A 13,360-nucleotide genomic window follows, 5' to 3' on the forward strand; every position below is an offset into this window, starting at 1 on the left:
AGCTGGACGCAGTGCGCCGCAAGCGCGAGACGGGGGGCGTTAGCCCAAGTGTAGAACCACGGCCTTCATTGGCGATTATGGGGCCAGCGTTCGTCATGGGCTCGTATCAGGCATCTGGTCGTCTGCCGGTCGCAGACGCGCACGCATGTGTTCTGGCGCCCTCGAACGTCACCGGCCCCGCCGGTGTAGTCGGCACATGTGCCGAGGCAATTTGCGCCTCGATCCTCGCATCGTGCGGCTGTCACTGCTTCGGCCGATGAGGCGAGGAACACTCCGGTGCCGATGAGGGTCATCGCGTAGAAAAGGTGCCGAGTCATCCGTGACTCCTGAGAAAGACGCGTGGTCTGCTCATTCTGAGAACGACAGCTGCGAGCCCAGTGACCTCGATGACGAAGCCGTTCTGGATCGAATGCTGCGTGCCATCTTTCATGGTGGTCGAGCAGGGCCTATTGATCTGGATCAAGCCCGGCATAAGCGCGCCGGTGCGGCACCCCGCTCGCTTTGCGAGCGACCCTTTCCGGGAGGAGAGCGGAAGAAGATAAGCGCTAGCTCGCCGCTTCCAGCCGCACTTCCGTGAGCAGACGCATCGCCGCGTCCGCGTCCATCGGCTCGCCGAAGGCGAAGCCCTGTGCGTACTCGCAGCCCATCTGGTAGAGCTCGACCGCGTCGGAGTCTGTCTCGGCGCCTTCCGCGACCACGTCCATGCCGAGGTCATGCGCGAGCGCGATGATCGACTTCAGGATCACCGGACGGGTGCCGCGGTTGGTGGTGCGAACGAAGGACTGGTCGATCTTGATGGTGTCGAACGGGAAGCGCTGGAGATAGGCCAGCGAGGAATGGCCGGTGCCGAAATCGTCGAGCGACAGCCCGGTGCCGAGCTCGCGGATCCGCGTCAGCATCTGGGCTGCGTGCTCCGGGTTCTCCATCACCAGCGATTCCGTCAGTTCCAGCTTCAGCGTGCCGCGCGCCACAGAGGAGCGCGACAGCACGGTGCGGATGTCGTGGATCAGATCGTGGCGCAGCAATTGCCGCGAGGAGACGTTGACGGAGGCGAAGATCGGCTCGCGCGAGCGCATCGCGCGCTGCCACACCGAAAGCTGCTTTGCGGTCTGGTCGAGCACGAACATGCCGAGGTCGACGATCAGGCCGGTCTCTTCCGCGATGCTGATGAATTCCGACGGCGCCATGCGTCCGAGCTTCGGATGATCCCAGCGCACCAGCGCCTCGAAGCCGGCGATCGAACGATCCTCCAGCCGTACGATCGGCTGGTACAGGATCGTGAGCTCCTGCCGCTCGATGGCGCGGCGCAGCTCGCTCTCCAGCGTCAGGCGGTCGGTCTTTCGCGCGCGCATCGCCGGCTTGTAGACGTCGATGCGGTCGCCGCCGATCCGCTTGGAATGATACATCGCAAGCTCGGCGTCCTTGATGATCTCGTCCGTCAACTGGGTCTGCGGATCTGAGAGCGCGAGCCCGATCGAGGCGGTGAGAAAAATCTCGCGGTCGTTGAAGGCGATCGGGGCGCGGATGGTCTTGCGGATGGTCTCGGCGAAGGCGGTGATGCGGGCAGGGTCCTGCTCCGAGAGCAGGATCAGGCCGAACTGGTCGCCGGCAAGCCGCGCCAGCGTGTCCTGCGGCTTCAGGATGCGGGTGAGGCGGCGGGCCAGCGTCAGCAGGATCGAGTCGCCGACCGCGATTCCGACGGAATCGTTGACCTGCTTGAAGCGGTCGAGGTCGATCACCATCAGCGTCGGACGCAGCGTCGGCATGGTCTTGGCGAAATGCGCGACCGCGCCCAGCCGGTCCATGAACAGTTTGCGGTTGGGCAGGCCGGTGAGGTTGTCATGCACGGAATCGTGCAGCAGGCGCTCCTCGGCGTTGCGCAGCTCGGTGACGTCGGTCAGCGTGCCGACGACGCGCGAAACCTCGCCGTCCGAGCCGACCACCGGGCGCGCCTTCAGCGCGAACCACATGAAATGACCGTCCGGCGTGCGCAGCCGGAAGTCCTGCACCAGGCGGCCGCGGCGCTGGTCGAGCACGCTGTCGAGCGCGGCGCGGAACCGGTCCTGGTCGAGCGGATGCAGCACCTCGAGCCACGACGCCGCCGGGCCTTCCAGCGTGCCGCGCTTGAGGCCGAGCAGGGCTTCGGTCTCGGGGCTGGTGAACACCTTGTCGGCGGAGACGTCCCAGTCCCAGATCAGATCGCCGGAACCGGCCAGTGCCAGCGCCCGCCGCTCGATGTCGGAGACGACGCCGGTGCTGGCGCTGCCGCCGGCAAAGGCGTGCTGCATCACCGTAAAGCCGATCAGCATCACGATCAGCACGAGGCCGCCGAGCAGGGCAGGGCCGACGATGTCGTTGGTGACGGAGCCCGCGACCGTCATGCCGGCCGCGACCACCCAGACCACCAGCAGGAACCAGGTCGGGATCAGCAGCACCGCGCGGTCGAAGCCGTGGGTGGAGAGGTAGACGATCAGCGCGAAGCCCGCGAAGGCGATCAGCACCAGCGACATGCGGGCGATGCCGGAAGCCACCGCCGGGTCGAACAAGGCGAGCGCCACCAGCGAACCCAGGAAGGCAAGCCAGAGCACCGTAATGTGCGAATAGCGCACGTGCCATCGACTGAGGTTGAGATAGGCGAACAGGAACACCAGCAGCGTCGCCGCCAATATCGCTTCACCCGCCGCGCGCCAGATGCGCTCGGCGTTGTTCGACATGTCGAGCACCTTGCCCCAGAAGCCGAAATCGACGCCGATATAGACCAGCACCGCCCAGGCCAGCGCCGCGGCGGCCGGGAACATGATGCTGCCCTTCACCACGAACAGAATGGTGAGCACGAGCGCCAAAAGCCCGGAGATGCCGATCACGATGCCCTGGTAGAGCGTGAAGGAGTTGACCTTGTCCTTGTAGGACTCGGGCTCCCACAGATAGAGCTGCGGCAGCTTGTCGGTGCGCAGTTCCGCGACAAAGGTGACGACGGCGCCGGGATCGAGCGTGATGCGGAACACGTCGGCCGTCGCGCTCTCCTGGCGCTCCGGGCGGTCGCCGATCGAGGGCGTGATGGTCGCGATGCGCGACAGCCCGAGGTCGGGCCACAGCAGGCCCGACGAGACGATGCGGTAATGCGGGGCGACGATCAGGCGGTCGAGCTGGTCGTCGGTGTTGTTGGCGAGCGCGAACACCACCCAGTTCTGGCCGCCCTCGCGGGCGCGCACCTCGATGCGGCGGACGATGCCGTCGGTGCCGGGCGCAGTGGAGACCTGGATGCGATCGGCGTCACTGCGCTGATGCTCGAGCACGCCGGTGAGGTCGATCGCGGGCGCGTCGCCGCGGACGCTGACGGCATCCAACGCGCGCGCCGGGGATGCGGCGACGAGAATCATGAGGCCCAGCGCTATGGGCGCGAGGCACCTGATCAGACGCAAGGTCGGTTCTCCGCGTTCGACGCAAACTCTTCAGTGCAGATGGTCAGTGCAAGGCGTTTTCCGAACGGAACAAGATGGTTCGGCGCGTCGCGATAGATGCCACGAAAGCGAGGAAAATCAAAGGGTTTCCGCTAACCCTGTGGGCCAGAGGCCTAGACCTCCAACACAATTTTGCCAATATGTGCCGAGGTCTCCATGCGCCGGTGCGCGTCGGATGCCTTTTCCAGCGGGAAACTGCTGTCCATCAGCGGCTTGACGCGGCCTTCGCGCAACAGCGGCATCACTTTCGCCTCGATTGCGGCCACCATGGCCGCCTTGTCCGCATTACTACGGGGGCGCAGGGTCGAGCCGGTATGCGTCAGGCGCTTCACCATCACCTTGGCGATGTTGACGCTGACCTTGGGCCCGTTGAGGGTTGCGATCTGCACGATGCGGCCGTCGACCGCGGCGGCATCATAGTTGCGGTCGACATACTCGCCGGCAACCATGTCGAGGATCAGGTTGACGCCGGCCTTGTCGGTCTCTTCCTTGACCACGGCGACGAAGTCCTCGGTCTTGTAGTTGATGGCGCGGTCGGCCCCGAGCTTGAGGCAGGCATCGATCTTGTCCTGCGATCCCACGGTGACGAACACTTTCGCGCCGAAGGCTTTCGCAAGCTGGATCGCCATGGTGCCGATGCCGGAGGAGCCGCCATGGATCAGCAGCGTCTCGCCGGCCTTCAGGCCGCCGCGCTCGAACACGTTGTGCCAGACCGTCATCAGGGTTTCCGGCAGCGCGCCGGCTTCCTTGATCGACAGTGCCGGCGGCACGCTCATCGCCTGGGCGTCCTGCGCGATGCAGTACTGCGCATAGCCGCCGCCGGCGACCAGCGACATCACCTTGTCGCCGATCTTGTGCCGTTTGGCGTTGCTGCCGACCGCCACCACTTCGCCGGCGATCTCGAGCCCCGGCAGGTCGCTGGCGCCGGGCGGCGGCGGATAGGCGCCGGAGCGCTGCGCCACGTCGGGCCGGTTGACGCCCGCGGCCTGCACCTTGACCAGGATCTCGTCGGGACCGGGCTGCGGAACGGCACGTTGTTCCGGCACCAGCACCTCCGGTCCACCGGGCTTGGAGATGGCGACCACGGTCATTTGCGCGGGCAGCTTGTCCATGATGTGTCCTTGGATGAATGAATTCGGCGGATGGCATATCGCCTTTTTCCGCCGAAGTGAAACGACATTAAGGCCCGAACCGCGCCGCCAGATCGCCTGCTCTCTCGGGAGAGATTTTTTCGACCAGCGGACCGATCGGCGCGATCGCTGTGCCGGCGCCGCCGTCGAGGAGGTCCGCGATTGGGCCACGGGGCCAGCGTGGCGCGGCATCTTCGCCAGCGAAGGCGTGCAGCACAGTTTCCGACAGGCTGGGTACGATACTCCACGCCAGCACGGCGCAGGTGCGGACCAGATTGAGGGCTGTTCGCGTCACGATCGCCGCGCGAAGCCGATCGGACTTGATGGCCGTCCACGGCGCGGCATGCTGCAGGTAAGCGTTCGCCACATCCCAGATCGCACGCGTTGCGGCGGCCGCGGAACGAAACTCGAGCGCCTCGTGATGGCGTCGCAGCGTCGCGATACGCTGCTCCAGTTCCCGTGCGAGCAGGTGCTCGGCCTCGTCAGGAGCGCCGCCTTCCGGAATCCGGCCGTCGAAGGCCCGATGGGCGAAGCTGACAATGCGATTGACGAGGTTGCCGAAGATGTCGGCGAGATCCTTGTTCACGTCGGCGACGAACCTGGCAACGTTGAAATCGGTGTCGGCGCTTTCGGGCGCGTTGGCGATCAGCCACCAGCGCCAGAGATCGGCGGGCAATTCCTCCAGAGCCTGGTCGGTAAAGATGCCCCGATTGCGGCTGGTCGAGAACTTGCCGCCCTCGTAATTGAGCCAGTGGAATCCCTTGATCACGTCCACGCTCTTCCAGGGCTCGTTCGAGCCGATCAGCGTCGCCGGGAAGCTCACGGTGTGGAATGGGATGTTGTCCTTGCCGAGGAACTGGACGTAGCGGACGTCATCGGCCTGCCACCACCATTTTCGCCAGTCGCGGCCCGGCGCGGCGGCGGCCCATTCCTGGGTGGCGGCGATGTAACCGATCGGCGCGTCGAACCAGACATAGAAGACCTTGTCGGCGAATCCCTGTCGCGGAACCGGGATGCCCCAGGCCAGATCGCGCGTGATGCAGCGATCGCGCAGATCGGCTGTCAGCCAGCCTTTCGCGGTCGATACCACGAAGGAGGGCCAGCCTGAGCGGCTGTCGATCCAGGCACTCAACGCGGACACGAGCTGCGACTGGCGCAGGAACAGATGGCGGCTTTCGCGGACCTCCAGCGCCCGGTCGCCTGACAGCGCAGATCGCGGGTCGATCAGTTCGGGCGGATCGAGCAGCGCGCCACACTGGTCGCATTGATCACCGCGCGCGGACGGGTCGCCGCAATGCGGGCAGGTGCCGAGCACGTAGCGGTCCGGCAGGAAGCGGCCGTCCGTGGGTGACCAGACCTGCGGCAACTTGCGTTCCTCGATCAATCCGGCATCGTCGAGCCTGCGATAGAAGTGTTGCGTCAGAGCGCTGTTCTGTGGCGAGCTGGTTCGCCCGAAATGGTCGAAGGAGAGGCCGAACCGGCGGTAGATGTCGGCCTGGATTGCGTGCTGCGCGTCGCAGAAAGTGCGGACATCCTGTCCGGCGCGAACGGCGCCGAGCTCGGCCGGCGTGCCGTGCTCGTCGGTGGCGCAGATGAAGAGCACGTCGTCGCCGATCTGCCGCCTGAAGCGGGCATGGACATCGGCAGGGAGGAGCGAGCCTATGAGATTGCCGAGATGCTTGACGCCGTTCACGTAGGGAAGGGCGCTGGTGATGAGAATTTTGGTCATGACTGCGGTCTTTCGCGTTTGGTGATGCCGACCGACGAAAAATCAAAAGCCCTCCCGCATGATCGGAAGGGCTTGGGGTCGGCTCATGCCTCACGCGCGTGGACGCGCGCTTATCCCGTCCGGTCAACCTCCTTGCGGTCGGGCTGGGGCATTCGCGTCAGGTGTTGCGCGTTCGCGAAAGTCACTGCAAATTCTCCTTGTGCAGAAGCGATACCATTTCGGCTCGGAAAGCGCCAGATCGGCGTCGTTCAGGACAGGACTGCCCGGGAGGACACATGGCCATCGAGGACGACGACAAGCCGCGCAAGAAGGTCAGCCATGAAATCGGACAGGATCTCTCACTCCTGTCAGTGGAAGAACTGACCGAGCGCGTGGCGCTGCTCAACACCGAGATCGCAAGGCTCGAGGAAGCCGCCACCAAGAAGCGTGCCTCGCGCAATGCGGCGGATAGTTTTTTCAAGAAGTAGGGCCCAGCGCTCACCTCTCGTGTCCCGGACGCGGTGCAGCGCGTAGCGCTGCTCCGCAGAGACGGGACCCATGCTTCGCGCAAAACTATCTCGTGTCGTCAATCGGGGGCGGCGTGCAGCGCCGAGCCCGGAATCCCTAATCACGGGCAGTTGAAGCGGGCAGGCTGAGCCGGGCCACCGCATCCGCCTGTGGCTATGGATTCTCAGATGCGCAATTGCGCATCAAAGCTCGCGACTTCGTGGCGCCCCGGAATGACGAGTGCCGAGTTTGTTCCGCCGCCCCCTCGGCCAGTGACCGACATGGCTAACGAACTCTCAAAAAATTAGCTCGTTTACTTCCAATTAAGCTTTCGGGTTTATGACTGGAGCTGTCCTCGTTTGGACACCGAGTGGCTCCTGTCCACTCTGTTTGACGCCTCCCTGTTATCAACTTTCAAAGCCGCCGGTCTCCGGCGGCTCTTTTTTTGCCTTTTTTGGGTCTCGTTCCGGTTGAATTCCGAGGAAAGACGCGCGGAAACCATATCCGCGCTTGTCGCTGGACTCCGCGTCCGGCTCGCGCAATGATTTGTTCATCATAAGCCGGCGCCAAAGCCGGACAGTCAGACAGTTGCGTAAGGGGCGTTAACCATGGAACGTTTGCAAGCCGAAGGTGCTCTCGTTCAACTCAGTGAGCGGTTCACCAATTCTGCGGCGTTCGGCGTCCTGTTCCGTGAGGGCATGGACCTGGTGGAAGAGACCGCCGCCTATCTCGATGGCGCCGGCCGCACCGAGGCCAAGGCGCTCGATCGCGCCGTCAGCCTCACCTATGCGACCGAGAGCATGCGTCTGACCACCCGCCTGATGCAGCTGGCCTCGTGGCTGCTGCTGCACCGCGCGGTGAAGGAAGGCGAGATGACGCTGAGCCAGGCCAATCGCGAGAAGACCAAGGTCAAGCTCAGCGCCGCCGATCCCGGCCCGTCCGATACCGTCGAGAAGCTGCCCTCGCAGCTCCAGGATCTGATCCATCGTTCGATGAGCCTTCAGACCCGCGTGCGCCGCCTCGACACCACCATCCACACCCCGCCGGTCGAATACGTGGCGATCGGCAACCCGCTGGTGCCGCAGCTCAACGCGCTGAAGGCCGCGTTCGAGCGGTAAGCACCCAGGTGCCGTAGTCACAGGTCTCGTAGGGTGGGCAAAGGCGCAAAGCGCCGTGCCCACCACTTTGCTTTCCGGATCGTAGAAGGAATGGTGGGCACGCTTCGCTTTGCCCACCCTACAGGTCTCGCCACAAACAAAAACGCCCCCGGTCTGACCGGGGGCGTTTTTCGTGTCCAGCCTTGCGGGCGGGATCAATCCTTTTTGAGAAAGCCCGAAAACTTCTTCTGGAAGCGTGAGACGCGGCCGCCGCGATCCATCAGCTGGGCGTTGCCGCCGGTCCAGGCCGGGTGCGACTTCGGGTCGATGTCGAGGTTCAGCGTGTCGCCTTCCTTGCCCCAGGTGGAGCGGGTCAGGTACTCGGTTCCGTCGGTCATCACGACCTTAATCGTATGATAATTCGGATGAATTTCGGCTTTCATGGCAATTCCTCGGCGCCCGGCGCCTGTCTTGAGTGGCTATCTGACGGATTTGGCGGGGTCTATACCCCACAGGCCCCTTTAAAACAAGCCATTGTGGGCAAAGGAGAACCGGGCCGTCCCCTAAGGGACATCCCGGATTTGCCACTCCCCCCGCAGCGGCCTATGTGGAGCTAATCTGTCTCCTTGGGTGTCCGATCTCATGAGCGCTGTGGAACGGCTTGACGACCAGTACCGCGACAAGCATGCCGCGCCTGAGGCCCCGTCGATCGAAGCCGAGTTGATCGAGACGCCGGCGAAGAGCCGCGCCAAGCTGCGGCCGCTGTTGGCACTCGCGCCCTATGTGGCCCGCTATCGCGGCCGCGCGGCGCTCGCCTTCGTCGCGCTCACGGTCGCGGCGCTGACCACGCTGCTGGTGCCCATCGCTGTGAGGCGGATGATCGATTTCGGCCTGACGCCGGAAGGCATCGCGCTGATCAACAGCTACTTCTCGGTGATGATCGCGGTGGTCGCCGTGCTCGCGCTTGCCAGCGCCTCGCGATACTACCTCGTGATGACGATCGGCGAGCGCATCGTCGCCGACCTCCGGCGCGACGTCTTTGCCCATCTGCTCTCGCTCTCGCCGGCCTTCTTCGATTCCGCGCGCAGCGGTGAGCTGGTGTCGCGGCTCACGGCCGACACCACCCAGATCAAGTCCGCGGTCGGTGCCTCCGTCTCGATCGCGCTGCGCAATCTCATGATGTTCTTCGGCGCGGCGGCGATGATGGTGATCACCAGCCCGCGCCTCTCCGGCTTCGTGCTGCTCGCCATTCCCCTGATCGTGCTGCCGCTGGTCGCGTTCGGGCGCTGGGTGCGGCGTCTGTCGCGCAATGCGCAGGACACGCTCGCCGAAGCCTCCGCCTATGCGGGCGAGCTGGTCGGCGCCATCCGCACTGTGCAGGCCTATACCAGCGAAGGGCTAGCCGAGAAGCGTTTTGGCGGCGAGGTCGAGCAGGCCTATGAAGCCGCGCGCACCTCCACGCAGGCCCGCGCCGTGCTCACCGCCATCATCATCTTCATCGTGTTCGCAAGCGTGGTCGCGATCCTCTGGATCGGCTCGCATGACGTCCTGATCGGTACGATCTCGCCGGGGCGGCTCGGCCAGTTCGTGCTCTATGCGGCCTTCGCCGCGGCTGGCCTCGGCCAGCTCAGCGAGGTCTGGGGCGAGGTCTCGGCCGCCTCCGGCGCCGCCGAGCGCCTGTTCGAGATCCTGCATGTGCAGCCCGAGATCACCGCGCCGGCGTCCCCGCGCGCGTTGCCGGTGCCGGCGCGCGGCGAGGTCGGCTTCGACCAGGTCAGCTTCGCTTATCCGGCGCGGCCTCACGTCAATGTGCTCGATGCCGTGTCGTTCACCGTGCGCCCCGGCGAGAAGGTCGCGATCGTCGGCCCCTCAGGCGCCGGCAAGAGCACCATCTTTCATCTTCTGCTGCGCTTCTACGACCCGCGGGGCGGCGCGATCTCCCTCGACGGCGTGCCGGTCAAATCCGCCGACCCGCGCGATTTTCGCTTGCGCATCGCACTGGTGCCGCAGGAATCCAACGTGTTCGCCGCGAGCGCCCGCGAGAACATCCGCTTCGGCCGGCCCGATGCGACCGATGCCGAGGTCGAGCGTGCCGCCGAGCTCGCGCATGCCGCCGAGTTCATCCGTCGCCTGCCCGAAGGTTTCGAGACCCCGCTCGGCGAGCGCGGCGTCACGCTCTCCGGCGGCCAGCGCCAGCGCATCGCGATCGCCCGCGCCATCCTGCGCGATGCGCCGCTCTTGCTGCTCGATGAAGCGACCTCCGCGCTCGATGCCGAAAGCGAGACGCTGGTCCAGACCGCACTCGAAGAGCTGATGCGTCACCGCACCACGCTGGTGATCGCACATCGTCTCGCCACCGTGCTGTCCTGCGACCGCATCCTGGTGATGGACCAGGGCAAGATCGTCGAGCAGGGCACGCATGCCGAGCTCGTCGCCAAGAACGGACTCTATGCGAGGCTGGCGAGGCTGCAGTTCGAGGGCGCGTGAGGGGCTCCTGACTGTCGCCTCATTGACGGTGTCATCACCCGCGAAAGCGGGTGATCCAGTATTCCACAGACAGTAGTGGGATTCGGAGAAGTCGCGGCGTACTGGATGCCCCGGTCCCGGCTCCGCCAAGGCTACGCCGAGGCCCACACGAGCGCTCGGCACGCCGAAGCTTCAGCGAAGGCGGCAAGCCGGGGCATCCAGCGGAGGGTGGGGTCGGCAGCAAACCTCGTCACGCCCGCCATGTCATCTTCAGCACCGGCCGTCCCGAGGTCGGGTTCAAATCGTCGCCGGCATGGGCAAAGCCGTTGCGCTCGTAGAAGCGGATGGCGCGGGCATTGTCCTTGTTGACGAGCAGCGTGACGCCTGACGGTGACAGGCGCTTGGCCTCATCCACCAGCAGCCTCGCCGCGTCCGAGCCCCAGTGCGCGGGATCGACCACGAGCTGGTCGAGATAGCCTTCGCCGTCGATGGTGACGAAGCCGGTCAGCACGCCGTCCGCTTCCGCGACCACGATCGAGGCTTTCGGCACCAGATCCTTGCGCCAGCGCTCGCGCCACCAGTCCAGCCGCGCGGCGAAATCGATCTGCGGATAGGCCTGCTGCCAGGTGCGATGCCAGAGGTCGATCGCGGCGGCTTCGTCCTCGGGGCGGTAGGGGCGGAGGTGGAGGGCGCTCACTACCGCTCCGTCAGCTTCAGCTCGATGCGGCGGTTGCGCTTGAAGGCCTCTTCCGTGTTGGCGGTGTCGAGCGGCTGGAATTCGCCGAAGCCGGCGGCGACGAGGCGCTGGGCGGGCACGCCGAGCGAGATCAGGTATTGCACCACCGAGATCGAGCGCGCCGCGGACAGGTCCCAGTTGGACTTGAAATTCGCGCCGCTGACCGGGCGTATGTCGGTGTGGCCGTCGACGCGCAGCACCCAGGGGATTTCGCTCGGGATCTTCTTGTCGAGATCGATCAGCGCGGTCGCCAATGTGTCGAGCTCGGCGCGGCCTTCCGGCAGAAGTGTCGCCTGGCCGGTGTCGAAGAACACTTCGGACTGGAACACGAAGCGGTCGCCGACGATGCGGATGTCAGGGCGATTGCCCAGAATGGTGCGCAGGCGGCCGAAGAACTCCGAGCGATAACGCGACAATTCCTGCACGCGCTGCGCCAAGGCAACATTCAGGCGAGACCCGAGATCGGCGATGCGGTTCTGCGATTCCTTGTCGCGCTTCTCGCTGGCGTCGAGCGCCTCCTCCAACGCGGCCAGTTGCCGTCGCAGCGCGCTGATCTGCTGGTTCAGCACCTCGATCTGCGCCAGCGCTCGCGCCGAGACTGACTTCTCCGAGTCCAGCGCCTTGCCGAGCTCGGTGGACTTGCCCTGGGCGTCGTTGCCGGCAGCGGCGAGGCCGTCATAGAGGCCCTTGATGCGATCTCGCTCGGTCTCGGCCGAGGCGAGGCCCGCTTTCAATTGCGAGACCTGGTCGTCCAGCGTGAGCTTGCCGAGCTTCTCCAGCGACAAGAGCTCGTTGAGCTGGGCGATCTTGGCGTTGAGCTGCTCCAGCGCCTTGTCCTTGCCGGTGACCTCCTGCGACAGGAAGAACTGCACGACCAGGAACACCGACAGCAGGAACACGATCGACAGCACCAGCGTCGACAGCGCGTCGACGAATCCGGGCCAGTAGTTGAAGCCGGCTTCGCTGCGGCGGCCGCGGGCTAGAGCCATTGTCGTCTCCGTTCTCTCGTGTCCCGGACGCGCTGCAGCGTGCAACGCTGCTGCGCAGAGCCGGGACCCATTTGTCTCGGTGAAGGCTCTGGGCCCCAGCTCGGCGATGCACCACTTCGTGCTGCATCGCGTCCGGGGCACGAACCCTTCGTCGTGTCCTCAACCCTTCTCGGGCTGGCGCGCGATGCGCTCCAGCAGGCGGCGGATCTCGCGGTTCTGCTCGCCCTGGCCGTCGGCCCATTCGCGGATCATCTGCTGCTCGGTCCGCATGTGCGAGACCAGCGCCTGGATGGCTTCGGCAAGGCTCGCCATTGCCGCCGTGGTGCCGCGGCTGGCGCTGCCTTCCTCGAGCACGGAGCGTAAGCGCTCGACGGCGGCCTGGAGCTCGCCGCTGGCAACGCCGCCGCCGCCACCGGCGGCTGCGACCGCAACCTCGCCGTGGCCATATTCGCGCACGGTGGTGGCGAGCCAGTCTTCGAGGTCGGTGTAGAAGCGGTTCTGGGCCTGGCTCGATTGCAGATCGAGGAAGCCGAGGATCAGCGAGCCGGCGAGGCCGAACAGCGAGCTCGAGAACGAGATGCCCATGCCGCCGAGCGGGGCGGCGAGGCCCTCCTTCAGCGTGTCGAACAGGGCGCCGGAATCGCCCCCGACCTTGAGCCCGTCGATCACCTTGCCGACCGAGCCGACCGTCTCGATCAGGCCCCAGAAGGTGCCGAGCAGGCCGAGGAAGACCAGCAGGCCGGTCATGTAGCGGGAGATGTCCCGGGCCTCGTCGAGGCGGGTCGCGATCGAATCGAGCAGGTGCCGCATGGTGGTCTGGGTGATCGTCATCCGCCCGGTGCGCTCGCCGCCGAGGATCATGGCCATCGGTGCCAGCAGTTTCGGGTGCCGGGACGGCGCCAGGCCGGGATCGGCGATGCGGAAATTGTTGACCCAGGAGACTTCGGGGTAGAGCCGGATCACCTGCCGGAAGGCCAGGATGATGCCGATGAACAGCACGCCGCCGATCAGGGCATTGAGGCCGGGATTGGCGAAGAAGGCCAGGATGATCTGCTTGTAGAGCACCACGCCGACCAGGGTGCACAGCACCAGAAAGACCAGCATCCGCACCAGGAAAACGCTGGGTGAGGATAGCTTGGTATATTCGATATCGATGGGGGAGCGGGGCGAGGCGCCTGGCGGCATGGCCGGTATCATCCGTTAGGAACTTGCTTGCGGGCGCACTATGGCACAGCGGCAGCCCAAAAAAAGCGCCGGATGCGCCGA

The 13,360-nt window shown here is 65.4% G+C and carries 11 protein-coding genes; 3 read left to right on the forward strand and 8 right to left on the reverse strand.

The window, feature by feature from the left end; translation table 11 throughout:
* Positions 1-545: 545 nt before the first annotated feature.
* The 3 genes from CT676_RS11995 to metG form a co-directional block, all read right to left on the reverse strand.
* Positions 546-3,422 (reverse strand): EAL domain-containing protein, encoded by a 2,877-nt coding sequence (locus CT676_RS11995; RefSeq protein ID WP_166079403.1) that lies wholly within the window; start codon positions 3,420-3,422, stop codon positions 546-548.
* Between the two features lie 152 nt (positions 3,423-3,574).
* Complete coding sequence (locus CT676_RS12000; RefSeq protein ID WP_135214695.1) at positions 3,575-4,573, reverse strand: NAD(P)H-quinone oxidoreductase; 999 nt, start codon at positions 4,571-4,573, stop codon at positions 3,575-3,577.
* Between the two features lie 67 nt (positions 4,574-4,640).
* Entirely contained in the window at positions 4,641-6,320 is a 1,680-nt protein-coding gene (gene metG / locus CT676_RS12005) for a methionine--tRNA ligase (RefSeq protein ID WP_135214696.1), read from the reverse strand.
* A gap of 275 nt (positions 6,321-6,595) precedes the next feature.
* Between metG and CT676_RS12010 the strand changes: the two genes are divergently transcribed.
* Complete coding sequence (locus CT676_RS12010; protein ID WP_085401848.1) at positions 6,596-6,787, forward strand: DUF1192 domain-containing protein; 192 nt, start codon at positions 6,596-6,598, stop codon at positions 6,785-6,787.
* Positions 6,788-7,213: 426 nt separating this feature from the next.
* Here CT676_RS12010 and CT676_RS43965 read toward each other — a convergent pair whose 3' ends face one another.
* A complete protein-coding gene (locus CT676_RS43965; RefSeq protein ID WP_167768031.1) occupies positions 7,214-7,363 on the reverse strand; it encodes a hypothetical protein in 150 nt (49 codons plus the stop codon).
* A gap of 51 nt (positions 7,364-7,414) precedes the next feature.
* On the opposite strand from CT676_RS43965, the gene CT676_RS12020 reads away from it, so the two are divergent.
* Positions 7,415-7,924: a DUF1465 family protein gene (locus tag CT676_RS12020; RefSeq protein WP_028148425.1), complete on the forward strand. Its 510-nt coding sequence runs from the start codon at positions 7,415-7,417 to the stop codon at positions 7,922-7,924.
* Positions 7,925-8,118: 194 nt separating this feature from the next.
* Here the strand turns inward: CT676_RS12020 and rpmE are convergent, their stop codons facing one another.
* On the reverse strand, positions 8,119-8,346 hold the full coding sequence (rpmE, locus tag CT676_RS12025) for a 50S ribosomal protein L31 (RefSeq protein WP_007599895.1): 228 nt from the start codon (positions 8,344-8,346) through the stop codon (positions 8,119-8,121).
* A gap of 199 nt (positions 8,347-8,545) precedes the next feature.
* Here rpmE and CT676_RS12030 point away from each other — a divergent pair, with 199 nt between their 5' ends.
* Positions 8,546-10,390 (forward strand): ABC transporter ATP-binding protein/permease, encoded by a 1,845-nt coding sequence (locus CT676_RS12030; protein ID WP_135214697.1) that lies wholly within the window; start codon positions 8,546-8,548, stop codon positions 10,388-10,390.
* A 229-nt stretch (positions 10,391-10,619) separates the two neighbouring features.
* Here the strand turns inward: CT676_RS12030 and CT676_RS12035 are convergent, their stop codons facing one another.
* The 3 genes from CT676_RS12035 to CT676_RS12045 all read right to left on the reverse strand — a co-directional run bounded on the left by CT676_RS12035 (position 10,620) and on the right by CT676_RS12045 (position 13,279).
* Entirely contained in the window at positions 10,620-11,066 is a 447-nt protein-coding gene (locus tag CT676_RS12035) for a GNAT family N-acetyltransferase (RefSeq protein WP_135214698.1), read from the reverse strand.
* On the reverse strand, positions 11,066-12,094 hold the full coding sequence (locus CT676_RS12040; protein WP_135214699.1) for a peptidoglycan -binding protein: 1,029 nt from the start codon (positions 12,092-12,094) through the stop codon (positions 11,066-11,068). The genes CT676_RS12035 and CT676_RS12040 overlap by 1 nt, the downstream gene beginning before the upstream one ends.
* A gap of 159 nt (positions 12,095-12,253) precedes the next feature.
* On the reverse strand, positions 12,254-13,279 hold the full coding sequence (locus CT676_RS12045; protein WP_028150916.1) for a flagellar motor protein MotA: 1,026 nt from the start codon (positions 13,277-13,279) through the stop codon (positions 12,254-12,256).
* Positions 13,280-13,360: the final 81 nt, after the last annotated feature.

It is taken from the genome of Bradyrhizobium sp. MOS001, assembly GCF_004634465.1.
Taxonomy (GTDB): domain Bacteria; phylum Pseudomonadota; class Alphaproteobacteria; order Rhizobiales; family Xanthobacteraceae; genus Bradyrhizobium; species Bradyrhizobium barranii.

Bases quoted from the DNA above. Each gene is read 5' to 3' on its own strand.
- CT676_RS12000 (WP_135214695.1), bottom strand. From the start codon at position 4,573: ATGGACAAGCTGCCCGCGCAAATGACCGTGGTCGCCATCTCCAAGCCC.
- metG (WP_135214696.1), bottom strand. From the start codon at position 6,320: ATGACCAAAATTCTCATCACCAGCGCCCTTCCCTACGTGAACGGCGTC.
- CT676_RS12010 (WP_085401848.1), top strand. From the start codon at position 6,596: ATGGCCATCGAGGACGACGACAAGCCGCGCAAGAAGGTCAGCCATGAA.
- CT676_RS43965 (WP_167768031.1), bottom strand. From the start codon at position 7,363: ATGATGAACAAATCATTGCGCGAGCCGGACGCGGAGTCCAGCGACAAG.
- CT676_RS12020 (WP_028148425.1), top strand. From the start codon at position 7,415: ATGGAACGTTTGCAAGCCGAAGGTGCTCTCGTTCAACTCAGTGAGCGG.
- rpmE (WP_007599895.1), bottom strand. From the start codon at position 8,346: ATGAAAGCCGAAATTCATCCGAATTATCATACGATTAAGGTCGTGATG.
- CT676_RS12030 (WP_135214697.1), top strand. From the start codon at position 8,546: ATGAGCGCTGTGGAACGGCTTGACGACCAGTACCGCGACAAGCATGCC.
- CT676_RS12040 (WP_135214699.1), bottom strand. From the start codon at position 12,094: ATGGCTCTAGCCCGCGGCCGCCGCAGCGAAGCCGGCTTCAACTACTGG.
- CT676_RS12045 (WP_028150916.1), bottom strand. From the start codon at position 13,279: ATGCCGCCAGGCGCCTCGCCCCGCTCCCCCATCGATATCGAATATACC.